This window comes from Streptomyces sp. Ag109_O5-10, from assembly GCF_900105755.1.
Taxonomy (GTDB): Bacteria; Actinomycetota; Actinomycetes; order Streptomycetales; family Streptomycetaceae; genus Streptomyces.
Genome location: NZ_FNTQ01000001.1, coordinates 7,564,521 through 7,591,075, shown reverse-complemented (window position 1 = coordinate 7,591,075; position 26,555 = coordinate 7,564,521). Strand labels below are relative to the sequence as shown.

Annotated in this window: 24 protein-coding genes; 6 read left to right on the top strand and 18 right to left on the bottom strand. The window is 73.5% G+C overall.

Annotated features, from left to right (window positions below):
* Nucleotides 1-43: 43 nt before the first annotated feature.
* The 7 genes from pheT to infC form a co-directional block, all read right to left on the bottom strand.
* Nucleotides 44-2,560: a phenylalanine--tRNA ligase subunit beta gene (gene pheT / locus BLW82_RS34590; RefSeq protein ID WP_093505169.1), complete on the bottom strand. Its 2,517-nt coding sequence runs from the start codon at nt 2,558-2,560 to the stop codon at nt 44-46.
* On the bottom strand, nt 2,560-3,681 hold the full coding sequence (gene pheS / locus BLW82_RS34585; RefSeq protein WP_093505167.1) for a phenylalanine--tRNA ligase subunit alpha: 1,122 nt from the start codon (nt 3,679-3,681) through the stop codon (nt 2,560-2,562). Before pheS ends, pheT begins: the two co-directional genes overlap by 1 nt.
* A gap of 126 nt (nt 3,682-3,807) precedes the next feature.
* Entirely contained in the window at nt 3,808-4,944 is a 1,137-nt protein-coding gene (locus BLW82_RS34580; RefSeq protein WP_093505165.1) for a sensor histidine kinase, read from the bottom strand.
* Nucleotides 4,945-4,998: 54 nt separating this feature from the next.
* Entirely contained in the window at nt 4,999-5,853 is an 855-nt protein-coding gene (locus BLW82_RS34575; RefSeq protein ID WP_093508433.1) for a TrmH family RNA methyltransferase, read from the bottom strand.
* 370 nt (nt 5,854-6,223) lie between these two features.
* Nucleotides 6,224-6,607 carry a 50S ribosomal protein L20 gene (rplT, locus tag BLW82_RS34570; protein WP_006141703.1) on the bottom strand — a complete coding sequence of 128 codons (384 nt, stop codon included), beginning with the start codon at nt 6,605-6,607 and terminating at the stop codon, nt 6,224-6,226.
* A gap of 101 nt (nt 6,608-6,708) precedes the next feature.
* On the bottom strand, nt 6,709-6,903 hold the full coding sequence (rpmI, locus tag BLW82_RS34565; protein WP_046726698.1) for a 50S ribosomal protein L35: 195 nt from the start codon (nt 6,901-6,903) through the stop codon (nt 6,709-6,711).
* A 135-nt stretch (nt 6,904-7,038) separates the two neighbouring features.
* Nucleotides 7,039-7,740: a translation initiation factor IF-3 gene (gene infC, locus BLW82_RS34560; RefSeq protein WP_177233165.1), complete on the bottom strand. Its 702-nt coding sequence runs from the start codon at nt 7,738-7,740 to the stop codon at nt 7,039-7,041.
* Between the two features lie 376 nt (nt 7,741-8,116).
* Here infC and BLW82_RS34555 point away from each other — a divergent pair, with 376 nt between their 5' ends.
* Nucleotides 8,117-8,494 (top strand): DUF1844 domain-containing protein, encoded by a 378-nt coding sequence (locus BLW82_RS34555; RefSeq protein WP_093505162.1) that lies wholly within the window; start codon nt 8,117-8,119, stop codon nt 8,492-8,494.
* 7 nt (nt 8,495-8,501) lie between these two features.
* Here the strand turns inward: BLW82_RS34555 and BLW82_RS34550 are convergent, their stop codons facing one another.
* Nucleotides 8,502-9,236: an SseB family protein gene (locus tag BLW82_RS34550; protein WP_093505160.1), complete on the bottom strand. Its 735-nt coding sequence runs from the start codon at nt 9,234-9,236 to the stop codon at nt 8,502-8,504.
* Nucleotides 9,237-9,386: 150 nt separating this feature from the next.
* Here BLW82_RS34550 and BLW82_RS34545 point away from each other — a divergent pair, with 150 nt between their 5' ends.
* Entirely contained in the window at nt 9,387-10,397 is a 1,011-nt protein-coding gene (locus tag BLW82_RS34545; protein WP_093505158.1) for a serine hydrolase, read from the top strand.
* 110 nt (nt 10,398-10,507) lie between these two features.
* On the opposite strand, the gene mycP is transcribed toward BLW82_RS34545, so the two are convergent.
* Nucleotides 10,508-11,671: a type VII secretion-associated serine protease mycosin gene (gene mycP, locus BLW82_RS34540; protein WP_093505156.1), complete on the bottom strand. Its 1,164-nt coding sequence runs from the start codon at nt 11,669-11,671 to the stop codon at nt 10,508-10,510.
* Entirely contained in the window at nt 11,668-12,609 is a 942-nt protein-coding gene (locus BLW82_RS34535) for a hypothetical protein (RefSeq protein ID WP_256216043.1), read from the bottom strand. Before BLW82_RS34535 ends, mycP begins: the two co-directional genes overlap by 4 nt.
* Nucleotides 12,610-14,383: 1,774 nt before the next feature.
* On the opposite strand from BLW82_RS34535, the gene BLW82_RS34525 reads away from it, so the two are divergent.
* Nucleotides 14,384-15,586: an amino acid deaminase/aldolase gene (locus BLW82_RS34525; RefSeq protein ID WP_093505150.1), complete on the top strand. Its 1,203-nt coding sequence runs from the start codon at nt 14,384-14,386 to the stop codon at nt 15,584-15,586.
* Between the two features lie 4 nt (nt 15,587-15,590).
* Here the strand turns inward: BLW82_RS34525 and BLW82_RS34520 are convergent, their stop codons facing one another.
* The 4 genes from BLW82_RS34520 to BLW82_RS34505 are packed head-to-tail and all read right to left on the bottom strand — an operon-like array spanning nt 15,591 to nt 19,998.
* Entirely contained in the window at nt 15,591-16,394 is an 804-nt protein-coding gene (locus BLW82_RS34520) for a DUF2510 domain-containing protein (RefSeq protein ID WP_093505148.1), read from the bottom strand.
* A gap of 48 nt (nt 16,395-16,442) precedes the next feature.
* Nucleotides 16,443-17,243: a 3-oxoacyl-ACP reductase gene (locus BLW82_RS34515; RefSeq protein WP_177233164.1), complete on the bottom strand. Its 801-nt coding sequence runs from the start codon at nt 17,241-17,243 to the stop codon at nt 16,443-16,445.
* Complete coding sequence (locus BLW82_RS34510; protein WP_093505146.1) at nt 17,240-18,625, bottom strand: aldehyde dehydrogenase family protein; 1,386 nt, start codon at nt 18,623-18,625, stop codon at nt 17,240-17,242. Before BLW82_RS34510 ends, BLW82_RS34515 begins: the two co-directional genes overlap by 4 nt.
* Nucleotides 18,626-18,633: 8 nt before the next feature.
* Nucleotides 18,634-19,998 carry a glutamine synthetase family protein gene (locus BLW82_RS34505; protein WP_093505144.1) on the bottom strand — a complete coding sequence of 455 codons (1,365 nt, stop codon included), beginning with the start codon at nt 19,996-19,998 and terminating at the stop codon, nt 18,634-18,636.
* A 94-nt stretch (nt 19,999-20,092) separates the two neighbouring features.
* Here BLW82_RS34505 and BLW82_RS34500 point away from each other — a divergent pair, with 94 nt between their 5' ends.
* Both BLW82_RS34500 and BLW82_RS34495 read left to right on the top strand, forming a co-directional pair.
* A complete protein-coding gene (locus BLW82_RS34500; protein ID WP_093505142.1) occupies nt 20,093-20,827 on the top strand; it encodes a FadR/GntR family transcriptional regulator in 735 nt (244 codons plus the stop codon).
* A gap of 59 nt (nt 20,828-20,886) precedes the next feature.
* Nucleotides 20,887-21,573 (top strand): gamma-glutamyl-gamma-aminobutyrate hydrolase family protein, encoded by a 687-nt coding sequence (locus tag BLW82_RS34495; protein ID WP_093505140.1) that lies wholly within the window; start codon nt 20,887-20,889, stop codon nt 21,571-21,573.
* A 318-nt stretch (nt 21,574-21,891) separates the two neighbouring features.
* Here BLW82_RS34495 and BLW82_RS45790 read toward each other — a convergent pair whose 3' ends face one another.
* Nucleotides 21,892-22,131 carry a hypothetical protein gene (locus BLW82_RS45790; protein WP_256216042.1) on the bottom strand — a complete coding sequence of 80 codons (240 nt, stop codon included), beginning with the start codon at nt 22,129-22,131 and terminating at the stop codon, nt 21,892-21,894.
* Between the two features lie 386 nt (nt 22,132-22,517).
* On the bottom strand, nt 22,518-23,438 hold the full coding sequence (locus tag BLW82_RS34485) for a LysR family transcriptional regulator (protein ID WP_093505138.1): 921 nt from the start codon (nt 23,436-23,438) through the stop codon (nt 22,518-22,520).
* 70 nt (nt 23,439-23,508) lie between these two features.
* On the opposite strand from BLW82_RS34485, the gene BLW82_RS34480 reads away from it, so the two are divergent.
* On the top strand, nt 23,509-24,627 hold the full coding sequence (locus tag BLW82_RS34480; RefSeq protein ID WP_093505136.1) for a TDT family transporter: 1,119 nt from the start codon (nt 23,509-23,511) through the stop codon (nt 24,625-24,627).
* On the opposite strand, the gene BLW82_RS34475 is transcribed toward BLW82_RS34480, so the two are convergent.
* Nucleotides 24,539-25,249, bottom strand: a complete 711-nt coding sequence (locus BLW82_RS34475) for a helical backbone metal receptor (protein WP_256216041.1) — start codon at nt 25,247-25,249, stop codon at nt 24,539-24,541. The genes BLW82_RS34480 and BLW82_RS34475 overlap by 89 nt on opposite strands.
* An 82-nt stretch (nt 25,250-25,331) precedes the next feature.
* Nucleotides 25,332-25,904, bottom strand: coding sequence for a helix-turn-helix domain-containing protein (locus tag BLW82_RS34470; RefSeq protein WP_093505134.1), 573 nt, complete (start codon nt 25,902-25,904; stop codon nt 25,332-25,334).
* Nucleotides 25,905-26,555: the final 651 nt, after the last annotated feature.

Genomic DNA, 26,555 nt, shown 5'->3' with positions numbered 1-26,555 from the left:
TGGCAGTACGTGCAAGCGCCGGACGGGGACGCGCCCACGGCGACTAGCCGCGCAGCACCGCCCCCGTGCGCCCCCCGGCAAGGGCGACCGCGGCATCACGAGCCGCCGACGCCTCATCGACCGTCAGTGTCCGGTCCCCGGCACGGAACCTGAGCGCATACGCCAGCGACTTCTTCCCGTCGCCGAGCTGCTCGTCGTTGACATACACGTCGAACAGCCGAATGGCCTCCAGGAGGTCACCCGCACCCTCGCGCAGCGCCGCCTCGACCTCCGCCGCCGGCACCGTCTTGTCGACCACGAGGGCGACATCCTGCGTGGCCACCGGGAAGGTGGAGATGCTCGGCGCCTGCGGCGTACCGTCGCCCACCTGCTCCAGCGCGTCGAGGTTCAGCTCCATCGCGCTGGTGCGCGCGGGCAGCCCGAGCGCCTTGACGACGCGCGGGTGCAGCTCACCGGCGTGGCCCACGATCCGCTCCGCGCCGTCGTCGGCGACGACGACCAGCTCGGCGCACCGGCCTGGGTGCCACGGCCCGTACTGCCCGGACCGCACGACCAGCTCGGCCCCGGCCTCCCGCGCGACCGTGCGCCCCGCCTCGACCGCGTCGGCCCAGTCGGCCGGACGGCCCTTGCCCCACCAGCCGGCCTGCTCGCGGGCGCCCGCGAGGACGACGGCGACGTGGCGCGGCTGCTCGGGCAGCACGGCGTCGAGCGCGGCGAGTTCCGCGTCGGTCGGGCGGCGGTCGACCGGCAGGTGACCGGCGACGCCCTGCTCCGCGCGCGGCAGGAAGACCAGGCCGGTCTCGAACAGCGCCAGGTCGTGCGCACCGCGCCCGTCGTTGCGCCGGAGCGCACCGAGCAGGCCCGGCAGCAGCGAGGTGCGGAGCGCGGGCTCCTCGTCGTTGAGCGGGTTGGTCAGCCGGACGACGCGGCGAGCCGGGTCGTCGGCGGCCAGGCCCAGCTGGTCGAAGACCTGCTCGCTGACGAACGGGTAGTTCGGCGCCTCGACGTAGCCGGCCCCGGCGAGCGCGCGGCCCACCCGGCGGTGCAGCCGCTGCCGGTGGGTCAGGCCCCGGCCGGACGGCGGCTTGGGCAGCGTGGAGGGCAGGTTCTCGTAGCCCTCCAGGCGGATGACCTCTTCGGCCAGGTCGTTCTGTTCGAGCAGGTCGGGCCGCCACGACGGGACGGTGACGAGCAACTCGTCCTGCCCGTAGACGTCACAGCCGACCTCCTGGAGGCGGCGGACGACGGTCTCGCGGCCGTATTCGACACCCGCGACCTTGTCCGGGTGGTCCGCCGCGACCGTGATGGTGTGCGGCGCGGACGGCGTGATGACCTCGGTGACGCCGGCCTCGGCGGTGCCGCCGGCGAGCAGCACCAGCAGGTCGACCGTGCGCTGCGCGGCGGCGGCCGCGGCCTGCGGGTCGACACCGCGCTCGAAGCGGCGGGAGGCCTCGGAGGAGAGCTTGTGCCGGCGGGCGGTGCGCGCGATGGCGACGGCGTCGAAGTGGGCCGCCTCGATGACCACGTCGGTCGTGGCGTTCTCCACGTCGGCGTGGTCGGCGATCTCGGTGTTGGCGCCGCCCATGACGCCCGCGAGGCCGATCGGGCCGCGGTCGTCGGTGATGACCAGGTCCTCGGCGTGCAGCTGCCGTTCGACGCCGTCGAGGGTGACGATCTTCTCGCCCTCGGCCGCCCGGCGGACGCCGATGGTGCCCTGGACCAGCGTGCGGTCGTAGGCGTGCAGCGGCTGGCCGAGCTCCATCATCACGTAGTTGGTGACGTCGACGGCGAGGGAGATCGGGCGCATGCCGACCTTCTGCAGGCGGCGCTGGAGCCAGATCGGGGAGCGGGCCTCGGGGCTCAGGCCGGTGACGGTGCGCGCGGTGAAGCGGTCGCAGCCGAGCGGGTCGGAGACCTGGACCGGGTAGCCGAAGGCGTTCGGGCCGGGCACGTCGATCAGGGCCGGGTCGCGCAGCGGCAGGCCGTAGGCGATGGCGGTCTCGCGGGCCACGCCGCGGATGGACAGGCAGTCGCCGCGGTTGGCGGTGACGGCGATGTCCAGGACCTCGTCGACCAGCTCCAGGAGCTCGATGGCGTCCTTGCCGACCTCGGTCTCCGGCGGCAGCACGATGATGCCGTGGCTGCCGTCGTCGCCCATGCCCAGCTCGCCGCTGGAGCAGATCATGCCGTGGGAGGTCCTGCCGTACGTCTTGCGGGCGGCGATGGCGAAGTCGCCGGGGAGCACCGCGCCCGGGAGCACGACCACGACCTTGTCGCCGACGGCGAAGTTGCGGGCGCCGCAGACGATCTCCTGGGGCTCGCCGGTGCCGTTGGCGGTGCCGACGTCGACGGTGCAGAAGCGGATCGGCTTCTTGAAGCCCTCCAGCTCCTCGATGGTCAGCACCCGGCCGACCACCAGGGGGCCCTTGAGGCCGTCGCCGAGCTGCTCGACGGTCTCGACCTCGAGACCGGCCGAAATGAGCTTGGCCTGCACGTCGCGGCCGGTCTCGGTGGCCGGCAGGTCGACGTACTCCCGCAGCCAGGAAAGCGGGACCCGCATCAGATCTCCATCCCGAACGGCCGGGTGAACCGGACGTCACCCTCGACCATGTCTCGCATGTCCTCGACGTTGTGGCGGAACATCAGCATCCGCTCGATGCCGAACCCGAAGGCGAAGCCGCTGTACTTCTCCGGGTCGACGCCGCAGGCGGTGAGCACCCGCGGGTTGACCATGCCGCAGCCGCCCAGCTCGATCCAGCCCTCGGAGGAGCAGGTACGGCAGGGGCGGTCGGGGTTGCCGACGGACTCGCCCTTGCAGACGTAGCAGAGCATGTCCATCTCGGCGGACGGCTCGGTGAAGGGGAAGAAGTTCGGCCGCAGCCGGGTCTTCATGCCCTCGCCGAACAGCGACTGGACCATGTGGTCCAGGGTGCCCTTGAGGTCCGACATGGTCAGGCCCTCGTCCACCGCGAGCAGCTCGACCTGGTGGAAGACCGGGGTGTGCGTGGCGTCCAGCTCGTCGGTGCGGTACACGCGGCCCGGGCAGATCACGTACACCGGCAGCTCGCGGTCGAGCAGGGAACGGATCTGGACCGGGGAGGTGTGGGTGCGCAGTACGACACCGGACTCCGTGCCGCCCTCGGGACCCTGCACGAAGAAGGTGTCCGCCTCGCCGCGGGCCGGGTGGTCCGGGCCGATGTTGAGAGCGTCGAAGTTGAACCACTCGGCCTCGACCTGCGGGCCCTCGGCGACCTCGTAGCCCATGGCCACGAAGATGTCCTCGATGCGGTCGGACAGGGTGGTCAGCGGGTGGCGGGCGCCGGCCGGGACGCGGTCGTACGGCAGTGTGACGTCCACCGCCTCCTCGACCAGCACCCGGGCGTCACGCTCGGCCTCCAGCTCCTCCTGACGGCCGGCGAGGGCCTTGTTCACCGCACCGCGGGCCTGGCCGACCAGCTTTCCGGCGGCGGCCTTGGCGTGCGGGGGCAGGGCGCCGATCTCGCGGTTGGCGAGGGCCAGCGGGGAGGTGCCGCCGGTGTGGGCGACCTTGGCCTCCTGGAGCGCGTCGAGGGAGTCCGCGGCGGCGAAGGCGGCGAGCGCCTCGTCCCGCATGCGCTCGATCTCTTCCGGTTTCAAGGCCTCGACCTCTACAGGGTCGTACGACTTATTCGGTGCCGACATCTCTTCCCGTGCTTCCGATTTGGCTGGCGGTGGGTCCCCGAGACCGTTGGTGGGCCGTGAGAAGGACACAAAGGTGCCAAAGGCCGAGTCTAACGGGGTGGAGGTATTCGAAGAGCCCGTGGGCCGTCAGGCGAGATACGCCGGCGTGCTCACGGGCAACGTAAATCGGAACTCGGCGCCGCCGCCGGGGGCACGTCCGACGGTGATGGTGCCGCCGTGGGCCTCGACGATGCCCTTGACGATGTACAGCCCGAGGCCGGTGCCGCCGCGCTTGCTGCCCCGCCAGAAGCGGGTGAAGACGCGGTTCATGGACTCCTCCGGGATGCCGGGCCCCTCGTCGCTCACCGTGACCGACGTGCCGGCTTCCTCGCCTTCGCGCGGGGACGCCGTGGCCGTGATGTCAATGGTGACGGTTCCCTCGCCGTGCCGCACGGCATTTTCGATGAGGTTGCTGAGGACCTGGTCGATCTTGTCGGGGTCGGCCCACAGCCCGGGCAGCGGCTGCTCGACCCGGAGCAGGAAGCGGTCGGCGGGCTGGCCGGCGGCGACGTAGGCCTGGATGTGCCGTCCGACGGCCGCGCCGATGTCGACGGGCTGCCGGCGCACTTCCAGCCGCCCGCTGTCGATCCTGGAGATGTCCAGCAGCTCGGCGATGAGCCGGGTGACCCGGTCGGCGTCGGCGTCGACCGTCTCCAGCATCAGCCGTTTCTGGTCGTCGGTGAACCGTTCCCACTTGGCGAGCAGGGTGGCCGTGAACCCCTTGACGGAGGTGAGGGGCGACCGCAGCTCGTGCGCGACGGTGGCGATCAGCTCGGCGTGACTGCGTTCGGTACGGCGCCGGGCCTCGGTGTCCCGCAGCGACACGACGACGCGCCGGACGGGCCCGGTGGGCTCGGCCCGCACGTAGCGGGCCGACACCAGCACCTCCCGGCCGCCGGGCAGCAGCAGGTTGCGCTCGGGCTGGCCGACCCGGATGGCGAGACCGCCGTACGGATCAGTGAGCTGCCACCAGCGCCGCCCCTCCAGGTCCTCTAAGGGGAGGGCCTTCTCCAGGCGCCGCCCGAGGGCGTCTGCGGGGGCGGTGGCGGTGATGCGGGCGGCGGCGGCGTTGAAGCAGACGACGAGACCGTGTTCGTCGGCGACCACCAGGCCGTCGGGCAGCTCGTCGGGGTCGATGCCGAGCCCGGTGAGGTCGCCGTGCCGGGGTGCGGGTACGCGTCCGGTGCCGCGGCCCCCCGGCGCGTTGCTGGTGCCGACACTCATACCCCGTACTCCACCTCTCAGACGGCGCAGCAGGCCCCCGAGCTGGTCACCCTACTAGCTCAGGGTGACGGAACGGCACCCTCCGGAGGCGCGCTGTGCACGGGCCGATGCGTAGAGACATACGGCGGCGGCGGTGGCGAGGTTCAGGCTTTCGGCCTTCCCGTGGATCGGGACGCGCACGACGGCGTCCGCCAGCGCGCGGGTCTCCTCCGGGAGCCCCCAGGCCTCGTTCCCGAACACCCAGGCCGTGGGCCCGCCCATGGTGCCCTTGTCCAGCTCGTCGTCGAGATCGTCGGTCCCGGCCCCGTCGGCGGCGAGGATCCGCACGCCGGCCCCCTTCAGCCCCGCGACGGCCTCCTCGACGGGCACCCCGACGGCGACGGGCAGGTGGAAGTGCGAGCCGACGGAGGCCCGCACCGCCTTCGGGTTGTACAGATCCACGGACGCGTCGGTCAGTACGACGGCCTCCGCGCCCGCGGCGTCGGCGCACCGCAGCACGGTGCCGGCGTTGCCGGGATCGCGGACGTGGGCGAGAACGGCGACGAGCCTGGGGCGGGCGGCGAGGATGTCCGCGAACGGCGTGTCCAGGAACCGGCAGACCCCGACGAGCCCCTGGGGCGTCACGGTGGTGGAGATGTCGGCGATGACGTCCTCGGCGGCGAGGTGGATCCGGGCGCCGGCCGCCCTGGCCTCCCCCACGATGTCGGCGTACCGCTCCGCGGCCTCGACGGTCGCGAACAGCTCGACGAGGGTCGCCGCGTCCCCGACCCGGTGCCCGGCCGCCTCCCGCACCGCCTGCGGCCCCTCGGCGAGGAACAGCCGCTCCTTCCCCCGGAAGTTCCGCCGCCCCAGCCGCCGGGCGGCGACGACACGTGCGGAACGGGGGGAGATCAGCTCGGGGGTGGGCATCTTGTCGTTCACCTTCGGAGAGATCAGTAGCTTTCGTACCGCCGGGCCGACGGTTTCACATGCCCGCGTCGGCGGGGTGCCGCTGCGCCCACCCGACGCCGGGCCGACGGTTTCACATGCCCGCGTCGGCGGGGTGCCGCTGCGCCCACCCGTGCCGCCCCAGCGGCACGACTGCCCGCGGCTTTGTGAGACGGCTGGGCAGCGCCCCGTAAGGGGCGCTGTGGGTACCCCCCGGCCGAAGGCTGGGGGAGGAACTGCGCGACCGGCCCCCACCGGCCCGCGACCGAACACGGCGGGGCGGCAACAGCAGGACCCGCAAGCCCTCAAGCCTGCGGGTCCTCAAGTCACGTCGGCCGAAGCCAGCGCAGCGTCACGCCGCCTTGGGGGCGTTGACATCCGACGGCAGCGCCTTCTGGGCCACCTCGACGAGCGCCGCGAACGCGTTGGCGTCGTTGACGGCCAGCTCCGCCAGGATCTTGCGGTCGACCTCGACGTTCGCGGCCTTCAGACCCTGGATGAAGCGGTTGTAGGTGATGCCGTTGGCGCGGGCAGCGGCGTTGATGCGCTGGATCCACAGCTGACGGAAGTCGCCCTTGCGCTTCTTGCGGTCGTTGTAGTTGTAGACCAGCGAGTGGGTGACCTGCTCCTTGGCCTTGCGGTAGAGGCGCGAACGCTGACCGCGGTAGCCGGAGGCCTGCTCGAGGATCGCCCGGCGCTTCTTGTGGGCGTTGACTGCCCGCTTGACGCGTGCCACTTGTTAACTCCTTGTAGCGGGGCCGCGGTTGGACTCACGCGGCCCGGAAACGACTGGGTCCCGGTACTGCTGACTCATGGGCGCCGGCCGGCGCCCGCGTGTCACTTGCCGAGAAGCTTCTTGATCTTCGCGGTGTCACCCGGGGCCATCTCGGCGTTGCCGGTGAGGCGACGCGTCACACGGGACGACTTGTGCTCGAGCAGGTGGCGCTTGCCGGCGCGCTCACGCAGGACCTTGCCGGAGCCGGTGACCTTGAAGCGCTTGCTGGCACCGCTGTGCGTCTTGTTCTTCGGCATAGCGCCGTTATCTCCTCGTTGGTGGCGTTCCGGTGCCCGGTCGTGAAACCGGGCACGATAGAACGTCGCTCTTGTATCGGTTACATCCTGGGACTCGCGCCCCTGGTGCTGTGACCTGGGGCGTTGACCCCGGGATCACGCCTCGGCGGGCTCCTCGGCAGGCGCCTCGGCCGCGTCTACCTCGGCGGCGTCGACCTCGGCAGCGTCGACCTCGGCGGCGTTCTGCGAGCGGCCGGGGTTGGCCTTCGCATCCGCCTTGCGGGCCTCCTGCGCCTGACGGGCCTCGGCCATCGCCTCGGTCTTCTTCTTGTGCGGACCGAGAACCATGATCATGTTTCGGCCGTCCTGCTTCGGGTTCGACTCCACGAAACCGAGGTCCTGGACGTCCTCCGCGAGCCGCTGCAGCAGTCGGTAGCCCAGCTCGGGCCGGGACTGCTCGCGACCACGGAACATGATCGTGATCTTGACCTTGTCGCCCTGCTTGAGGAACCGGACGACGTGACCCTTCTTGGTGTCATAGTCGTGCGGGTCGATCTTCGGCCGGAGCTTCATTTCCTTGATGACCGTGTGCGCCTGGTTCTTGCGCGCCTCACGGGCCTTCATGGCCGACTCGTACTTGAACTTCCCGTAGTCCATGAGCTTGCACACGGGCGGACGGGCGTTCGCCGCGACCTCGACCAGGTCCAGGTCGTACTCCTGCGCAAGCTCCAGCGCCTTGGCAAGCGGGACAATCCCGACCTGCTCGCCGCTGGGACCGACAAGTCGCACCTCGGGAACGCGAATCCGGTCGTTGATGCGGGGCTCGGTGCTGATGGATCCTCCTCGGTAGCACCACACGGCGGCCTGGCGGGCAACCGCGTAACGTCTGTTTCCGTAAGACCTAACCGCACCGAAGCAGAAAAAATGCCCCGGACGATCACAGGCGGGGCTCCTCGAACTACCGGAACACCGCCGCGAGGATCGCGGGGCGCAGAATCGGACGGAACGCCATCGCCGTGAACGGCGAAGCGACCGCCTGACCGGTGACCCGCCGCCCGTGGGGCAGTCAGGTGGGAGTTCGAAGCCTCCACTTGTGGGCCGGTTCAGCTAGCGGTGAGGCATACCTGTCCGGCCGGTCGTCAGTCCAGGCTAGCAGCAAAGCCGGGACAGGGCTAATTGAGACGACCTGGGGCTAAGTAAGAGCCTCCGCGCCCCTGCGCCTATCGTGTGGGGCATGAGTGAGACACCCCTTCCCGGCCCCGGTGACGACGCCGGGCAGCCCGACTTCGACGAGATGACCCGCGACATCGCCGAGGTCCCCGCGGTCGAGGTGATCGTGACGGTCGCCGTCAACCTGATGAGCGCCGCGGCCGTGAAGCTCGGTCTGACCGAGGAGGGGGACAAGTACAAGGACCTGGACGAGGCCCGCAAGCTGGTCACCGCCCTCGCCGGACTGCTCGACGCGTCCACGACCGAGATCAGCTCCTTCCACGCGGCCCCGCTGCGGGACGGCCTGAAGTCGCTCCAGCTGGCCTTCCGCGAGGCCTCGATCGTCCCCGACGAGCCCGGCCAGGGCCCCGGCGAGAAGTACACCGGCCCGGTCTACGGCTAGCCCCCGGTCAGTCTCTGACGTACAAGGGCTCGCCCGGAGGCGTGGTCCCGGCCGGCAGCAGTGCCAGGTCGAGGCCGCGCACCAGGCGGGCCCGCAGTGTCTCGTCGGCGGCGAGCCGCTCGGCGACGGCCCGGGCGGCCTCGGCGGGCGGCGCCGCGGCCTGGTCGAGGACCAGCGCCAGTGTCCCGTCGGCGGTCCCGGGCCCGAGGTGGGCCCGGAGCACGGCGGGCTCGGCGGCCACCGCGGCCCGGACGGCCCTGACCACGGCCGGGTCGGCGAGCGGGTCGGTGGTGGTACGCCCCTCGGCGAGGGCGAGCAGCGCGGCACCGCTCAGCTCGAACGGCACCGGCCCCGACAGGTCGAGCACCACCGTGTCGGCCTTCTCGTGGGCGGCGGCCTGGAGCGCCTGGTGCAGGGGTACGGCGACAGGCCGGGCCGCCGGGTCCCAGCGGGCCAGCGCCTCGGTGGAGGTGAAGGCCGGCAGCGCGGTGCGGTGCCCCGCCTTCAGGGTGGGGACGGCCATGTCACTGGTCTTGTCGCGGCGCAGCCCGTTCTCGTCCTCTTCGGCCTCGCCGAGGACGGCGACCACCGGGACCAGGAGCCGGGCGCCCTTCAGCGCTTCCAGCACCGGTCCGACGGCGCCGCGGTCCGCGGCCCAGGCGGCCAGCGCGGCCGCCAGCCGGGGGTCGGCCGAGCCGTCGTCGTCGGAGTAGCCGGAGTCGGGAATGTTCTTGTTCGCCACGGTCCCCGACCCTATCGGGGGGATGCTGCTGCGGTTGTGCGGCCCCCGAAACCGCCCCGACACGACTTTCACGGGAATCTCAGATTTCCCTGACCTGCTTCTAACGTCCGACAAACGGCGCGCACAGTCCCCGGCCCGAGCATCGCGGGCATGGAGTCCCCCAGAGCCACCTCAGGATCCCGTCGGGCCCGCCGCCGCGCCCGGCCCCCGCGCCGGGGCCTTCTCTACGTCTCCCTCGCCACGGTCGCGGTCGTCGGGGCCACCGCGGCGGGCACCGTGTACGTGAAGGCGCACGCCGGCGACAACACCGTATCCTCGGCGGCGTCGCCGGCGCCGTCCTCCTCGGCCCCGGCGAGTGGGGAGGCATCGGTGGAACCCGTGGCGCGGCCGGCCGTGGACCGGGACGCGGTGCTGAGTTCGGCGCTGGGGAAGGTGACCGTGCCGTCCGGGGCGGAGGTCTCGGCGGCCGTCCTCGACCTGGACTCCGGCGACAGCGCGGTCCACGGCGACTCGGCCTTCGACACCGCGAGCATCGTCAAGGTCGACATCCTGGCGACGCTGCTGCTGCAGGCGCAGGACGCGGGCCGGCATCTGACGGCGACGGAGAAGGCGTACGCCACGAAGATGATCGAGAACAGCGACAACACGTCGGCGTCCCGGCTGTGGGAGGTCATCGGGAAGGCGGCGGGGCTGGACGCCGCGAACAAGCGGTTCGGGCTGACGTCGACCGAGGGTGGCGACGGAGCGCTGTGGGGGCTGACACAGACCACCGCGGCCGATCAGCTCACCCTGCTCCAGCAGGTGTTCGGGGACGACTCGAAGCTGAGCGAGGCCTCGCGGGCGTACATCCAGGGGCTGATGAAGACGGTCGAGCCGGACCAGCGGTGGGGGGTCTCGGCCGCCGCCGACGGTTCGCGGTACGCGCTGAAGAACGGGTGGCTGGCGCGGAGCACGACCGGGTTGTGGGACGTCAACAGCATCGGGCGGGTGACGGTGGGCGGGACCGAATATCTGGTGGCCGTGCTGTCGAAGGGGACCGTGAGCCAGGCCGGGGGTGTCTCCTTGGTGGAGGCGGCGGCGAAGGCGGCGGTGGGGTCGTTCACGGAGTCCACGCAGTCTTCTGAATCTTCTGAGTCGGCCCCTGCTTCGGCTTCGCAGTAGGGGGGTGCGGGGACGCGCGGGCGGGTGCGGGTGCGTGGGGGCTGGTCGCACGGTTCCTCCCCCAGCCTTCGGCCGGGGTACCCCCAGCGCCCCTTTGGGGCGCGTTGCCCTCAGGGGGTTCTTCTGCGGCCTCTCCACAAGGCCACCGCCGCCACCAGCAGAACGCCGCCCGAACCGCCGGCCAGCGGTGCTGCCCAGTCCGTCGCGCCGGTGCTGCTCTGCTCCGGGTCCGGTCCGGAGCCGAAGTACTTCTTGCTGTACGAGGCCGAGGTCAGGCTCTGTGTCTTGAGTCCGGACGCGGACTTGATGGCGGCCGCCGGGTCGATCATGCCGAAGCCACGGGAGTCGTCGCGGCCGCCGGCCGGGGCGTCGCGGGCGGTGTTCTCCAGCAGTTTCTTGATCTGGGCCGGGGTGAGCCCGGGGTGGGCGGCCTTGATCAGGGCGACGGCACCGGAGACGAAGGCGGACGCGGCGCTCGTCCCCCAGCCCTCGTAGTACTTGTGGTCCGGGTCGGCGATGACGATGTCGACGCCGGGCGCGCTGACCGTGGCGTACCAGCGGCGGGTGGAGAAGCCGGCACGGGTGCCGAACTTGTCCACCGCAGTGGCGGCGATGACGCCCGGGTAGGCGGCCGGGTAGGAGATGTGGTCGCCCTTGTCGCCGCCGTTGCCGGCCGAGGCGACGACCACGACGTCCTTCTTCAGGGCGTACTGGATGGCCTCGTCCTCGCTGGGCTCGGGATGCGCGGAGTCGGAGTCGTCGCCGAGGGAGAGGTTGATGACGTCCGCGCCGTGGTCGGCGGCCCAGCGGATGCCCTCGGCCAGGGCGTCGCCCCGGGTGGAGCGGGCCTTGGCGCGGGCGCTGTCGCCGTCTTCGAGGATGACCCGGACGGGGAGGATCTTCGCCTCGGGCGCGACCCCCATCACGCCGTCGCCGTTGCCGACACCATGGCCGTGACCGGCGATGATCCCGGCCATGGCGGTGCCGTGCCGGGCCCAGTCGCGGTCACCCGGCCCGGCGCCGAAGCCGATCATGTCCTTGGCGGCCAGGACGTTGCCGGCGAGGTCCGGGTGGTCGGCCTCGACGCCGGTGTCCAGGACGGCGACGGTGACGCCCCTGCCCTTGGTGGTCCGCCAGGCCTCGTCGAGGTGCAGGGCGGACAGCCCCCACTGCTGGGCGCGGATGCTGTCCGCGTAGGCCGTCGTGGACGGCAGCAGGGCGAGCGAGCCGGCCAGCAGCAGGCTCACCGCGGCCCCGGTCGCGCGGCGCTTCATGAGGGCTTCTCCGTTGCGGTACCGACGATGTTCTGACGCAGCCGCCGTTCGATGCGGTCGGCAAGGCCCTCCGCCTCGTTGCCGAGGCCGGCCTGGGCCGCGGCCGTGGTGGCGCCGGACGCCTCGGCGTCGGCGGCGGGCTGCGGGGTGTCGACGGTACGGCCGTCGGCCCAGCCGGAGACGGCGTAGGCGACGACCGGGGCGTCGGTGAGCACGGAGATCGTCCAGGAGGCGCGCTGGTGCGGGCCGAACCGCTCGGCCGCGGTGTCCTTCGCGGCGTACGGGAGGGGCACCAGGTCGGTACGGCGGTCCAGGCGCTCGCTCGTGAACCGCTTGGCGAGGGCGGTCATGCCGGCCGAGTCGGCCTTGGTGAACAGCAGGCCGACGGTCGTCACGTAGCTCTGGGTGGCGTCGGTGTAGGTGGCGCGGATCAGGCGTGAGCAGCCGACGGGTGCGAGGGCCTTGCGCAGCAGCGGGTCGAAGGCGCCGGAGCAGCCGCCGGCCGGGGCGACGGCGATCCGGGTCCAGGCGCGGTCGGCTCCGCCCGGGCCGGCGCCGGTGCCCTGCACGGTGCGCGGGAACAGCTCGTCGACGGGCACGTTGTGCCAGAGGCCGGAGGCGGAGCTGAAGCTGGTGGCCGCGCTCGCGTCGCCGCCGTCGTCGACGATCCAGCCGCCGGTCACCGCGCCGCCGATGAGACCGAGGCCGAGGACCATGCAGGCGGCGGCAGCGACGGTGCGGGGTGCCACGCGACCGGCCAACGACAGCCCCCGCCCACGCTCGTCGTACCCCTCGGGCTCACCGAAGGTGACAACGGGCCGCTCCCGGCCGGGAGTTCCCACGGAGGAACTCCAGGACAGCGAGGGGTCCGGGGCGGGGTGGAAGGGGTGGGGCGGCGGAGCGGTGTCGCGGTAGGAAGGCGGAGCGGGAGAGGGCATGGGGGCGGTGTCCGGACGGGCCGGGGCCGGGGCGGCCGAGGGCCGTGGCGGCGCTCCCGCCGGGCGCGCGGGGCCGTCCACGGCCGGGAACGCCGTACCGGTCGCCGACGCAGCGGCGGAACGCGGCCGGGCCCCGTCGTCCGACAGCCCCACCGGACGCGCCGGACGGGCGGCGCCCGGGCCACCCGTCCGAGGCGGCACCTCGCCACCCGGGACACCGGCTGCCGGAGCCACCGTCGGACGCGGCGGGGTGCCCGACGCCCGGACACCGGTCGGACGCGCGGACTCGCCGGGCGCGACGGGCTCCGCGGGACGTGCGGGTGCTCCGGTCGACGTGTGCCTCGTCGGAGGCGGTGCGGCGCCCGCCGCCGGAGGACCAGCGGGGCGCGCTGGGGCGCCGGCCGGCGGAGGGCCGGCCGGGCGCGGTGGGGTGCCCACCGTCGGGGCGGCCGTCGGGCGCGGTGGCGTGTCGGCGGACGGCGGCTGGGCCGGCCGGGGTGGCGGTGGGGCGGACTTCGGGGGTGTCGCGGGGCGCGGCGGGGCGGTCGGGACGGGGAACGTCCGCATGTGCGGGCTCCACGCGCTGCCCGAGTCCCGCGCGCCGATCTCGGTGGCCGGGTAGTCGCCGCGCGGCGGTTCCAGCCGTCCGGGCCCGGAACTGCCGGACGTGGCGGACGTGTCCCCGGTGGTGTCGCCCGACGGCGCGGACGGCGTGTCCGGGCGCGCGGCCGACGATCCCGCGGGGGCACGGCGCTCGTCCGGCTCCGACGACGGCCTCGGCTCCGCCGCCGCGCGGAGGGGGCGTGGCGGGGCGGGTGGTGCCGACCCGGAGTCCACGCGGCGGGGCGCCGGGGCCGAGCCGTACGACAGCCGGAACGGCGCGGTCCGCCCCGTCCCCCGCCCGGTGGACGCGGGCGGCACCGCGCGGCCTGAGTCCTGCTCCGAGGGCGCCGGCCCCCCGCGACCGGTCTCCCCGCCGGTGCCCCCGCCGAGGAACGCCGAGGGCGCCGGTGGTGTGTCCGGGAAGCGGGCCGAGGCCGGTGGCGGGGGCAGGGGTGCGGTGGCCGGGTTCCGGGGCGGCTGGTCCTGTGGCGGCCGGAGGCCGGGGTGGCGGGGTCGAACGATGCGTTCGGCGGACGTCGAGCGGGCGACCGCCCGGTCCCCCGGCCCCTGTTCGACCTGCCCCACCGCACCGCCCCGACTCGTCCGGTCATCACGACTCTGCTGCCCGCCGGGCCGTCCCGGCAGCTGGTCCTGCCCGGTGGTCCCGGCCCCACCGGTGGATACGTCCGGCCGCTGCGACCGGTTCAGCCGGGCCGGCCGGTCGAAGAACCCGGGCCGGTCCGCCCGGGGGGACGCGCCGGCCGTGGCGGGGGTGTCGCCCGGGCCGGTGCCGCCGGTGCCCGGCCGCGCCGGGTCGGGCGCCGGCGCGGGTTCTCCGCCGGGCTCCGCCGGGGTGTGGTCGGGCGAGGAGCGTCGTGGGATCGGGGCGTGCCGCGCTTCGCCGCTCATGCGCCCCCCGTTTCCTCGTGCCCGGGCCAAGTTCTCGTACGGGCCGTCGTGCTCCCCGATGCGAAGGCGTCCGCCGCGGGCACGCATACCCGCGCGCGCGGATCCGCATCCCGGTGCGGGTCAGGCGGCCGGGTCGTTCCGCCGTACGTGCGCGCCACTCTACGGGTTGTGCGAGCGCGAACGGCAACCAGTCCGCGGGCCCGCGGCATCTGCCCGGATCGTCCCCCTACCCTGCGGTAATCCTGTCTGGCAGGCTTCGTTCATGACTGCGCGCGCCGCCGACCGGGCCCGTTACGACCGGGCCACCGCCCACCTGGACGCCCCTCTCGCGATCGTCGATCTGGAAGCCTTCGACGCCAACGCGGACGACCTGGTGCGCCGGGCCGGCGGCAAGCCGATCCGGGTCGCGAGCAAGTCCGTGCGCTGCCGCCACCTGCTCGAACGGGTGCTCGCGAAGGAGGGTTTCGCGGGGATCATGTCGTTCACGCTCGCGGAGTCGCTGTGGCTCGCGCGGTCAGGGTTCGACGACGTCCTGCTGGCGTACCCGTCCGCCGACCGGAGCGCGTTCGCCGAGCTGGCCGCCGATCCGAAGCTGGCGGCGGCCGTGACGGTGATGATCGACGACCCGGCGCACCTGGACCTGATCGACGCCGCCCGGAACGGCGGGGGCGAAGTGGTCCGGGTCTGCCTGGAGTTGGACACCTCGCTGAAGCTGTTCGGGGGCCGGGTGCGGATCGGGGCCCGGCGCTCGCCGCTGTACTCCCCCGCCCAACTCGCCGACCTGGCGCGGACCGTGGTCCGGCGCCCGGGCTTCGAGCTGGTCGGGATCATGGGGTACGAGGGGCACATCGCCGGGGTCGGGGACGACGTCGCCGGCCGGCCGCTGCGCTCCCGCGCGGTGCGGCTGATGCAGGCGACCGCCCGCCGTGAGCTGGCCGAGCGGCGCGCCGCGGTGGTGCGGGCGGTCCGGGCGGTGGCCCCGGACCTGGAGTTCGTCAACGGCGGGGGGACGGGCAGTGTGCAGAGCACGGCGGCGGAGGACGCGGTCACCGAGATAGCGGCCGGGTCGGGTCTGTACGTGCCGCGTCTCTTCGACAACTACACGTCGTTCACCGGCCGTCCGGCCGCCCTCTTCGCCATGCCGGTGGTTCGGCGCCCCGGTGTGGGGGTCGTGACCGTCCTGGGCGGCGGCTACCCGGCCTCGGGCGTCGCGGGCCCGGACCGGCTCCCGGTGCCGTACCTGCCGGAGGGGCTGTCGTACGACTCCCAGGAGGGCCCCGGCGAGGTGCAGACCCCACTGCTCGGCTCGGCGGCGGACGACCTGCTGATCGGCGACAAGGTGTGGTTCCGGCACGCCAAGGCGGGCGAGCTGTGCGAGCGGTTCGCGGAGCTGCGGCTGGTCGAGGGCGACCGGGTGACCGCGACCGTGCCCACGTACCGGGGCGAAGGTCACACGTTCCTGTAGACGTCTAGTCCGTCGGGCGGATGCCCTTCGTGATCTTGTCCATGTCGGCCAGCGGCGGTCCGTCCGGGCCCGCGTCGAAGACGAACCGGACGACGACGGGGGCCGGCACGCCGGTGTCGGAGGGGAAGGCCAGCGACTGGACGTAGCCGCCCGGTCCGTCGGCCGTCCGGACCCGCCAGCGCACCAGGTAGCCGTCGCGGCCCGCCACCGCGACCCGGCCGGACCTGACGACCTGGTGGGACCGGATGCCGCCGTAGGGCTTACGTCCGCCGGGATCGCGGCCGTAGACCGCCTGGGCCGCGTCGGGCACGTCCCGTTCGGCGACGGTGCGCGGGGAGGCGCCGTCGGCGCTGCCGGCGGTGCGGCTGATGACCTGGCCGTGGCGGCACCGGCCGGTGTGGGCCGGGCAGGCGTAGGTGCCGTCGGTGGTCATCACGACGTCGTCCTGGGCGGGGTAGGAGGAACCGGTCCAGCCGGCCGGGACCGGCAGCGTGATGCCGTTGAGCCGGTCGACGACGAGGGACGGGGGCGCCGCCGCGCCGGGGGCGGCGCGGACGCCGGTGTCGGTCCGGCCGCGCACCTCGTCGGTGCGCAGCACGGTCGCGCCGGAGACTATCGCCGTCGCCAGTACGGCCGCGGCGGACGCCAGCGCGACCGCCTTGGCCCGTCCGGGCGCCCGCGCCGCCGGGGTGGGCGGCGCGGGCAGGCCGGACGGGGTGCGCCGGTGCTCGGTCCAGGTCTGTCCGTCCCACCAGCACTCCAGGTGCGGGGCCTCGGGGTCGGCGTACCAGCCGGGCGGCGGCGTCATGCTCACTCCCGCACTGTAGGGCGGGGGCGGGGGTCCGTACACGGCCTCCTAGAGGGGCGTGACGTACGCCCCGGAGATCCCGCCGTCCACCAGGAAGTCGCTGGCGTTGACGAAGGAGGAGTCGTCGCTGGCCAGGAAGGCGACGGCGGCGGCGATCTCCTCGGCCTCGGCGAACCGGCCGAGCGGGATGTGCACCAGGCGGCGGGCGGCCCGCTCGGGGTCCTTGGCGAACAGCTCCTGGAGGAGCGGGGTGTTGACCGGTCCCGGGCAGAGCGCGTTGACGCGGATGCCCTCCCGGGCGAACTGCACGCCCAGTTCGCGGGACATGGCCAGAACTCCGCCCTTGGAGGCGGTGTACGAGATCTGCGAGGTCGCCGCGCCCATCCTCGCGACGAACGACGCCGTGTTGATGATGGAGCCCTTGCCCTGCTGCCGCATGTACGGGATGGCGGCCTTGCAGCACAGGTAGACGGAGGTGAGGTTGACCTCCTGGACGCGCTTCCAGGCCTCGAGCCCCGTCTCCAGGATGGAGTCGTCGTCGGGCGGCGAGATACCGGCGTTGTTGAAGGCGACGTCGACGCTGCCGTAGGTGTCGAAGGCGGTCTTGAACAGGGCGTCGACCTGTTCGGCGTCGGTGACGTCGACCTTCACGAAGAGCCCGCCGACTTCCTCGGCGGCTGCTTTGCCGCGGGTCTCGTCGACGTCGCCGCAGACGACGTTGGCGCCCTCGGAGGCCAGCCGCCGCGCGGTGGCGAGGCCGATGCCGCTGCCGGCTCCGGTGATGACGGCGGTACGGCCGACGAGCCGGCGGCAGACGATGTCAGAGGTCTCGGGGGTCTGAGCGGTCACTGTGCGGGGCCCTCCGTGCTGATGAAGACGTTCTTGGTTTCGGTGAAGGCGGTGAGGGCGTCCGGGCCGAGCTCGCGGCCGATCCCCGACTGCTTGAAGCCGCCGAAGGGGGTCCAGTAGCGGACGCTGGAGTGGGAGTTGACGGACAGGTTGCCCGCCTTGACGGCCTGGGAGACGCGCAGGGCGCGGCCGACGTCACGGGTCCAGATCGAGCCGGAGAGGCCGTACTCGGTGTCGTTGGCGAGGCGGACGGCGTCGGCCTCGTCGTCGAAGGGAAGGACCACGGCGACGGGTCCGAAGACTTCCTCGGTGGCCACGCGGGCGTGCGGGTCGACGCCGGTGAGGACGGTCGGCGGGAACCAGAAGCCGGGGCCCTCGGGGGCCTTGCCGCGGATGCCGGGCGCGTCGGCGCCGACGTACGAACGGACCCGTTCCAGCTGGGCCTTGGAGATCAGCGGGCCCATGTCCGTCTTCTCGTCCGCCGGGTCGCCCACCGTCACGGCCTCGACGGCGGGGGTGAGGAGTTCCAGGAAGCGCTCGTACACGGTCCGCTGGACGAGGATGCGGGTGCGGGCGCAGCAGTCCTGGCCGGAGTTGTCCAGGAAGGACATGGGGGCGGCTGCCGCCGCGGCCTCGACGTCGGCGTCGGCGAAGACGAGGTTGGGGCTCTTGCCGCCGAGTTCGAGGGTGACGCGCTTCACCTGGTCGGCGCAGAGCGCCATGATGCGCTTGCCGACGCGGGTGGAGCCGGTGAACACGATCTTGGCGACGCCCGCGTGTCTCACGAGCGCCTCGCCGGCGATGTCGCCGCGGCCGGGCAGGACCTGGAAGAGGTGCTCGGGGAGGCCTGCCTCCAGGGCGAGTTCGGCGAGGCGCAGGGCGGTGAGCGGGGTCGTCTCGGCCGGCTTGAGGACGACCGCGTTGCCGGCGGCGAGGGCGGGGGCGGTGCCCCAGGCCGCGATGGGCATGGGGAAGTTCCAGGGCGCGATGACGCCGACCACCCCGAGGGGTTCGAGGAGGGTGACGTCGAGGCCGCCGGGGACCGGGATCTGCCGGCCGGTCAGCCGCTCCACTCCCCCGGCCGCGTAGTCGAGCAGGTCCCGGACGTTGCCCGCCTCCCAGCGGGCGTTGCCGACGGTGTGCCCGGCCTCCCGGACCTCCAGCTGGGCGAGCTCTTCCCGGTGTTCGTCGACGGCGGCGGCGAACCGGCGCAGCAGCCTGGCCCGTTCGCCGGGGGCGAGCGCGGCCCACCGCTCCTGGGCCGGTGCGGCCCGGTGGACGGCGGCGTCGACGTCCGCCTCCACAGCGCCGGGGACGGTCGCGATCACCTCCTCCGTGGCCGGGTTGAGGACGTCGAGTTCGTACTGCTGCTGTTGCGACAAGGAGTGCCTCACATGCGTTCGAAGGAGCGGCGCAGCTCCCAGTCGGTCACCGCGGCGTCGAAGGCCGCCAGCTCGACGCGGGCCATGTTGCGGTAGTGCGCGACGACCTCGTCCCCGAAGGCGGCTTTCGCGACGGGACTGTTCTCCCAGAGCTCGGCGGCCTCACGGAGGGTGGTCGGGACGTGCGCGAAGTCGGCGGTGTAGGCGTTGCCGGGGCAGGCCTCGGGCAGTTCCAGCCGCTGCTCGACGCCGTACAGCCCGGCCGCGATCAGCCCCGCGACGGCGAGGTGCGGGTTGACGTCACCGCCGGGCAGCCGGTTCTCGAAGCGCAGCGAGCGGCCGTGGCCGACGACGCGCAGCGCGCAGGTGCGGTTGTCCTGCCCCCAGGCGACGGCGGTCGGCGCGAAGGAGCCCGGCTGGAACCGCTTGTAGCTGTTGATGTTGGGGGCGTAGAGGAGCGAGAAGTCGCGGAGGGCGGCGAGCTGTCCGGCGAGGAAGTGCCGCATCACGTCGGACATGCCGTGCCCGTCGGGGGCCGCGAAGACGTTGCGGCCGTCCGCGTCCGTCAGCGACAGGTGGATGTGGCAGGAGTTGCCCTCCCGCTCGTTGTACTTGGCCATGAAGGTGAGCGAGACGCCCTCCTGGGCCGCGATCTCCTTCGCGCCGGTCTTGTAGATCGCGTGCTGGTCGCAGGTGACGAGGGCCTCGTCGTAGCGGAAGGCGATCTCGTGCTGCCCGGGGTTGCACTCGCCCTTGGCGGACTCGACGGTCAGCCCCGCGCCCGCCATCTCGTTGCGGATCCGGCGCAGCAGGGGCTCGATCCGGCCGGTCCCCAGCACCGAGTAGTCGATGTTGTACTGGTTGACCGGGGTCAGCCCCCGGTAGTTCGCGTCCCAGGCCGCCTCGTAGGTGTCCTTGAACACGATGAACTCCAGCTCCGTACCGACCTGTGCGGTGTAGCCGAGTTCGGCGAGGCGCTCCAGCTGGCGGCGGAGGATCTGCCGGGGCGCGGCGACGACCGGGGAGCCGTCGTTCCAGGCGAGGTCGGCGATGAGCATCGCCGTGCCCGCGTTCCAGGGCACGCGGCGGAGGGTGGACAGGTCGGGGTGCATGGCGAAGTCGCCGTAGCCGCGGTCCCAGGACGACATGGCGTAGCCGTCGACGGTGTTCATCTCGGTGTCGACGGCGAGGAGGTAGTTGCAGCCCTCGGTGCCGTGGCTCAGGACCTCGTCGAGGAAGAAACGGGCGGCGAACCGCTTGCCCTGCAGCCGCCCTTGCATGTCGGGGAAGGCCAGGACGACAGTGTCGATCTCACCGCTCGCGACGAGGGTGTGCAGCTCCTCGACGCTCAGCGGGGGTGTGCGGTCTGCCACGGGAGCTCCTTCGGCTGGCGATGTGCTGCTGCGGCCGGACGGGGAGCTCTAAGGTATTGAAGAGAACCATTGCTTGGGAAGGGGGTACGGCCACATGTCGCTGGACGCGGACGGCGCCCTCGACGATCCGTTGACTCCGGTGCTGCGACCGGTACGGGCGGGCAACGGCTTCGAGGAGGCGCTGGAGCAGATCCTTCAGGTGGTCCGGCTGGGCCTGGTCCCGGGCGGCGAGCGGCTGCCCGCCGAGCGGGTGCTGGCGGAGCGGCTCGGGATCAGCCGGGTGACGCTGCGCGAGGTCCTGAAGGTGCTCCAGGACCAGGGGCTGGTGGAGTCCCGGCGCGGGCGGTACGGCGGGACGTTCGTACTGCCGCGCACGGACGCCGGCGGCGAGGACGAGCTGCGGCGCCGGATCGCCGAGGTGGACATCGAGGACGTGCTGCGCTTCCGGGAGGTCCTGGAGGTGGGCGCGGCGGGCCTGTGCGCGGCGCACGGGCTGAGCGGCGAGCAGGCGCTCCGCCTCCGCGAGGCGCTGGCCCGCACCCACGAGGCACCGCTGGCCGACTACCGCCGCCTCGACACCCTGCTCCACCTGACACTCGCCGAACTGTGCGGCTCCCCCTCCCTGACCGCCCAGTACGCGGCGGTACGGGCCTCGGTCAACGACCTCCTGGACTGCATCCCGCTCCTGGTCCGCAACCTGGAGCACTCGCAGCGCCAGCACATCGCGCTGGTGGAGGCGGTGCTCGACGGGGACGCGGACGGTGCGCGGGAGATGATGCGGGAGCACTGCGCGGGGACGGCGGCGCTGCTGCGGGGCTTTCTGGCGTAACGGCCCCTGCGCGTGTCATAAAGGTATTCACGCACACCTTTGCGACTCGGGAGGGGTCCATGACCGGACGGCCGCTGATCGGCGTGAGCACGTACCTGGAGGCCGGGGCTCGCTGGGGGGTCTGGGAACTGGAGGCGGCCCTGTTGCCGGCCGGCTACCCGCGCCTGGTGCAGCGGGCGGGCGGCCTTGCGGCGATGCTGCCGCCGGACGCCCCGGAGCATGCGGCGGCGACGGTGGCCCGGCTGGACGGCCTGGTGATCGCGGGCGGCCCGGACGTGGAGCCGGCCCGGTACGGCGCCGAGCCCGATCCCCGGACCGGCCGCCCCGCCCGGGCCCGGGACGCCTGGGAGCTGGCCCTGATCGACGCTGCGCTGGCCGCGGGGGTGCCGCTGCTCGGGATCTGCCGGGGCCTGCAGCTGCTGAACGTCGCGCTGGGCGGGACCCTCGTCCAGCACATCGACGGTCACGCGGAGACACCCGGCGTCTTCGGCCACCACCCCGTCAAACCGGTCCCCGGCACGCTGTACGCCGCCACGGTCCCGGAGGAGACGTCCGTCCCCACCTTCCACCACCAGGCGGTGGACCGCCTCGGCGACGGCCTGGTGGCGTCGGCGTACGCGGCGGACGGCACGGTCGAGGCGGTCGAACTGCCCGCCGGGCGCGGGTGGGTCCTCGGGGTGCAGTGGCATCCGGAGATGGGCGAGGACCTGCGGGTGATGCGGGCGCTGGTCGCGGTCGCGTCCTGAGCCCGGCCAGAGCCGCGTCGCCCTGGGCTCGCCGGAACGTGCGCAGAGCGGGCAGACCGGGCGGCACCGGCCGCACCGGGAAGTACCCGGTGAGTGCGGCGAGGGCCGGGCGGCGGTGACCCGGGCAGGGTCCGTGGCCCGCCCCGAGCGGATGCGCGGCGAAGACCCGCTCCGGGTCCGGCCCGCCCTGGGCCCGCACGCACGGCGGCATCACGAGAGGTCGGACCGGACAGGGACGCCGCAGGATCCGGCCCCCTCCTCAAGGAGGCCGCAGGCCCGTTCCTGCCCTCAGGGGCCCCGCAGGATCGGCCCCCCGCCTCAGGCGTCTCGCAGGCCGGCCGCGTCGGCCAGTGACTGCCGGTCGTCCGCGTCCAGCCCGGCACCGGCCGGCAGTTCCTCGTCGGCCGGCAGACGTCGCACCCACACCGCGCCGGCGGCGAACGCCGCTCGGCAACGGGCCCGTTCCGGGTGGTCCTGCTCAAGGCCGCCGATCGCCAGGTGCCAGGCGTTGCCGGGGTCGGTCGGTGCCGACAGGGCGGCGGCCACCAGCAGGATCACGAGCAACTCGGCCCGGCGCGGGACCGACGGATCGCCGCAGCAGGTGCGGGACGACGGCGGGCATCGCGGCGCTGACGGACATCGGTCCGGACATCACAACCCGGGCCAGGACTCGTTCGGCCGACTCCGCCGCGTCGGGATCGAGCAGCCCCCGCAGGACGGCCGGGACGTCGACGGGGCAGCCGGGGACGGACGCCCACTCCACGTCGTCGCACCCCTCGAGCGCCGGATGCGGAGCCGCCACCCGCTTCAGGTGCGGATGGGCCGCCGTCAGCGCCGCTGTCGCGGCCACGGCCGCGGCCTGGTGATCCACCGTGCACACCAGCGTGCCCTCGCCCGTCGCCGTTCGCGGTGACTGGAGGGAAAGTTACCGAATCCCGCGCGGGTCAGCTCCGGGTGAGGGCGAGCAGTTCCCGAGCCGGGCCGGTGGGGCGGTGACCGGTCGGCCATACCGCTCGCAGGTCCCGGCGCAACGCCACCGCCTCCACCGGGACGCTGACCAGCCGTCGCATCGACAGCTCCTCACCCACCGCGAGTTCGCTGAGGACCGCCGGTCCGGCGCCGCTGACCGCCGATGCCTTCACGGCCGTGGTCGAGGACAGTTCGATCAGCGGGCGGGCCAGGCCGCCCAGGGCCGCGTCGAGGACCTGGCGGGTGCCGGAGCCGCGTTCGCGGAGGATGAGCGGGGTCGCCGCGAGCTCCTCCGCGGCGAGCGGGCGCCGGCGGCGGGCCCACGGATGGGCGGGGGCGACCACGACGATCAGCCGGTCGTGGGCTATCACCACCGAGTCCAGGCCGTGCGGGACCGTAAGGCCCTCCACGAACCCGAGGTCCGCCTCGTCCGCGAGCAGCCGTTCCGCCACCGCCGCCGAGTTGCCGGCGAGCAGGGACACCGCCGTGTCGGGCCGCTGGGCGCGCAGCGCGAGCAGCCAGCCGGGGAGCAGGTACTCCGCGATGGTCATGCTCGCCGCGACCCGCAGGCGCGAGTCACGGCGGTCCCGGAGCGCCTGGGTGCCCGCGTCGAAGGCCTCGGCCGCCTCCACCACCCGCCGCGCCCAGTCGGTCACCAGCGCCCCCGCGTCCGTGAGCCGGGAGCCACGCGGTGAGCGGTCGACGAGGGCCACGCCCAGCTGCCGTTCCATGGACCGGATCCGGCTGCTGGCCGCCGGCTGGGTGATGCCGACCTCCCGCGCCGCCGCCCCGAGGCTGCCCAGCCGCGCCACCGCGAGCAGCAGCTCCAGCGCGCCGAGGTCCGGCACCCGGTGCGCCAGTGTGCCGCCGCCCGACCGCTCCTCCGTTTCGCTCATAAGACCAGCTTATGCCCCCATAGAAGCGGACTCCCTGGTCGCGGCCCCGCAGTGGCGGGACCGTGGAGCCATGGTCACCGCAGTCCGGCATCTCGGACCCAACTGGTACGCGTCCGTCATGGGCACCGCTGCCCTCGCCCTCGGCGGCGCCGCGCTCGGCGCCGGCGGTCTGCGCGAGCTCTGCACCGGCGTCTGGGCGCTGTCCCTGCTGCAGCTCCTGGTCCTGCTGGCCGCCCGCGCCCTGCACTGGGCCCACCACCGTGACCAGGCCCTCGCCCACCTCCGCGACCCCGCGGTCGCCCCCTTCTACGGCTGCCTGGCGATGGCGCTGCTCGCCGTCGGCGCCGGTGGCCTCACCCTCGGGCGGGACTGGATCGGGGAGCCGGCCGCCGTCGCGCTCGACTCCGTGCTGTTCGTCGCCGGTACCGCCGTGGGACTCGTGGCCGCCGTCGCCGTACCGTACCTGCTGGCCGTACGGCACCGGGTCGAGCCCGGTCAGGCCTCCCCGGCGTGGCTGCTGCCGCTGGTCGCGCCGATGGTGTCGGCCGCGGTGGGCCCGCAGCTGGTCCCGCGGCTGCCGCCCGGGCAGCCCCGCGAGGCCTTGCTCTACGGCTGTTTCACGCTCTTCGGGCTGAGCCTGCTGGCCACGCTGCTGATGCTGACGCTCGTCTTCGCCCGGCTGGTCACCGCCGGCCCGCTGCCGCTCGCGCTGACGCCGACGGTCTTCCTGGTGCTGGGCCCGCTCGGGCAGTCGACGACGGCGGTGGGCGCCTTCGCCGACCTCGCCCCCGGAGTCGTACCGGCGCCGTACGCGGCCGGCTTCGGTCTCCTCGCCGTGCTGTACGGCGTTCCGGTCATGGGGTTCGCCCTGCTGTGGCTGGCCTTGGCGGCCGCGCACGTGGTGCGGGCCCGGCGGCACGGGATGCGGTTCGCCATGACGTGGTGGGCTTTCACCTTCCCGGTGGGCACCTGCGTCACGGGGGCCGCCGCGCTGGGGCGGCACACCGGGTTCGCCGGGTACCACTGGCTGGCGGTGGGCCTGTACGGCCTGCTCGTCGCCGGCTGGCTCGCGGCCGCCTCCGGCACCGTACGCGGGCTACTCACCGGAGAGCTGCTCGCAGCGCCTCGCCCAGCACCCGCGGCGCCTTGGCCAGTGACGGTCCGTACCACGTCAGGTGCCGTCCGCTGAGCAGCGCGCACGGCAACCCGGGGAACGCCTCCGGGCCGTCGGCGGCGGTGAAGCGGTAGGGCTCGTCCGGGAGGGCGACGAGGTCGGGGCCCGCGTCGCGGAGTTCGTCGAGCGGGATGCGGGGGTAGCGCTCGGGGTGGTTTCCGAAGTGGTTGCGTACGCCGAGCCGGGCCAGCACGTCGCCCGCGAAGGTGTCCCTGCCCAGGACCATCCACGGCCGCCGCCAGATCGGTACGACCGCCGTGGCGAGGGGCTCGGGCGGCGGCGCCGACCACGCCCGTTCCGCCTCGTCCAGCCAGCGGGGGCGGCCGTTCGCCCCACAGGCGGCCAGCACCCGGGCCAGCTCGCGGAAGGCCTGCGGCACGTCCCGTACCTCCGTGACCAGGACCTCCACACCGGCGGTGCGCAGGGCGGCCAGGTCGGGGGCGCGGTTCTCCTCCTCGTTGGCGATCACCAGGTCGGGGGTGAGGGCGAGGACGCGGTCGAGGGCGGGGTTCTTGGTGCCGCCGACTCGGGGGAGGTCGAGGCCGGCGGAGTGGGTGCACCAGTCGGTGGCGCCGACGAGGACCTCGGGGAGCGTTTCTGCGATTGCCTCGGTGAGGGAGGGGACCAGGGAGACCACCCGCCGTGGTGCTCTGCCGGTCCGTTGTGGTTGCGCGCGCAGTTCCCCGCGCCCCTCAAGGAGTGCTTCAGTACGGGGGAGGTCAGCGCTGGCGATCGTGGACTGCCTCGATGTGTTCCGCCACCGCGACCACGACGACCCGGGTGTCCGGGACCGTCGCACGCCAGCGGTGGCGGACTCCGCCGGTGAGGTAGAGGGTGTCGCCGCGGCCGAGGCGGTAGGCGCGGCCCTCGGCCTCCACCTCCACGGCGCCGTCGGCGACGTACATCAACTCGTCGTTGCGGTGCTGGAATTCGCGGCCGGCTTCGTGGTCGCCGGTGAATTCCGAGGCGTGCAGCTGGTGGTGACCGCGGACCAGGGAACGCACCCGGGGCGCGAAGTCCGGCTCGGTGGCGTCGTCGGCGCGTACGACGTCCACGCTGCACGCCGGGTCGGCGGCGGCGAGGAGTTCGACGGCCGTGGTGCGCAGGGCGTCGGCGAGCTTCTCCAGGGAGGTGCGGCTGGGGCGGGCCCTGTCGTTCTCGACCTGGCTCAGGAAGGGCACGGACAGGCCGCTGCGTTCGGCCACGACGGCGAGGGTGAGCTCCAGCGCACGGCGACGCCGCCGTACTGCCGCGCCCACCCGCACGGGCTGCTGGTCTTTGTGGTCGCCCATCGCTCCGGCTCCCTCCTTCGCTCGTCGTTCCGTCCTTCGGGTGCCCGGCCTGGGCCGGACCCCTCCTGATGGGTTCTCTGCACCCTACGCATGTTCGGCAAACCGTTTCAGGCGGCCGTCACATCCCTGTCACGTCCGGTGAGCGCGACCCTCACAGATCGCGCCAGTGCACGAGCTCGCCCGCGGCACCGGGCGCGGGCCCCTCCTTCGGGACGAACACCCCGGCCGGGAGGGCCGGACGGCCGTCGGATCGCTCAGCAGTGCGGACGGCGGATCAGCGGCGACGCGGCTTCCGCCGGGGGTACGCGCCCGGTCAGGACGCGGGGGTGCCCCACGGGTTCAATGCGCGGGCGGTCGCCGATGTTCCCGGCGCCGCCCCGGGCGAGGACCGCCTGGTCGGGGCGGTGCTCCGGGGTGTGTCCGCCGGACGCGGAAGTCCCGCAGGGCGGAGAGGAGTTGCGGCCGGCTCCCCGGCGTCACGCGGTATCGCGACGAGGTCGGGGGGCCTCGGCGCACGTGGACGGGGGCGGGGGCGCGTCGAACGCACGGTCGGCCGTTCCGGTGGCGGGACGGAAAGGTCTGGGCAGTGCCGTAGCGCTCTGTGGTTGGCCGGATCCTTTTCGTGGGTGAGGGCGGCGGCACCGCCGGTCG

Excerpts from the sequence above, each read along its gene's own strand:
- pheT (WP_093505169.1), bottom strand. The coding sequence starts at position 2,560 with ATGCGGGTCCCGCTTTCCTGGCTGCGGGAGTACGTCGACCTGCCGGCC.
- pheS (WP_093505167.1), bottom strand. The coding sequence starts at position 3,681 with ATGTCGGCACCGAATAAGTCGTACGACCCTGTAGAGGTCGAGGCCTTG.
- BLW82_RS34580 (WP_093505165.1), bottom strand. The coding sequence starts at position 4,944 with ATGAGTGTCGGCACCAGCAACGCGCCGGGGGGCCGCGGCACCGGACGC.
- BLW82_RS34575 (WP_093508433.1), bottom strand. The coding sequence starts at position 5,853 with ATGCCCACCCCCGAGCTGATCTCCCCCCGTTCCGCACGTGTCGTCGCC.
- rpmI (WP_046726698.1), bottom strand. The coding sequence starts at position 6,903 with ATGCCGAAGAACAAGACGCACAGCGGTGCCAGCAAGCGCTTCAAGGTC.
- BLW82_RS34555 (WP_093505162.1), top strand. The coding sequence starts at position 8,117 with ATGAGTGAGACACCCCTTCCCGGCCCCGGTGACGACGCCGGGCAGCCC.
- BLW82_RS34545 (WP_093505158.1), top strand. The coding sequence starts at position 9,387 with ATGGAGTCCCCCAGAGCCACCTCAGGATCCCGTCGGGCCCGCCGCCGC.
- mycP (WP_093505156.1), bottom strand. The coding sequence starts at position 11,671 with ATGAAGCGCCGCGCGACCGGGGCCGCGGTGAGCCTGCTGCTGGCCGGC.
- BLW82_RS34535 (WP_256216043.1), bottom strand. The coding sequence starts at position 12,609 with ATGCCCTCTCCCGCTCCGCCTTCCTACCGCGACACCGCTCCGCCGCCC.
- BLW82_RS34525 (WP_093505150.1), top strand. The coding sequence starts at position 14,384 with ATGACTGCGCGCGCCGCCGACCGGGCCCGTTACGACCGGGCCACCGCC.
- BLW82_RS34520 (WP_093505148.1), bottom strand. The coding sequence starts at position 16,394 with ATGACGCCGCCGCCCGGCTGGTACGCCGACCCCGAGGCCCCGCACCTG.
- BLW82_RS34500 (WP_093505142.1), top strand. The coding sequence starts at position 20,093 with ATGTCGCTGGACGCGGACGGCGCCCTCGACGATCCGTTGACTCCGGTG.
- BLW82_RS34495 (WP_093505140.1), top strand. The coding sequence starts at position 20,887 with ATGACCGGACGGCCGCTGATCGGCGTGAGCACGTACCTGGAGGCCGGG.
- BLW82_RS34485 (WP_093505138.1), bottom strand. The coding sequence starts at position 23,438 with ATGAGCGAAACGGAGGAGCGGTCGGGCGGCGGCACACTGGCGCACCGG.
- BLW82_RS34480 (WP_093505136.1), top strand. The coding sequence starts at position 23,509 with ATGGTCACCGCAGTCCGGCATCTCGGACCCAACTGGTACGCGTCCGTC.
- BLW82_RS34470 (WP_093505134.1), bottom strand. The coding sequence starts at position 25,904 with ATGGGCGACCACAAAGACCAGCAGCCCGTGCGGGTGGGCGCGGCAGTA.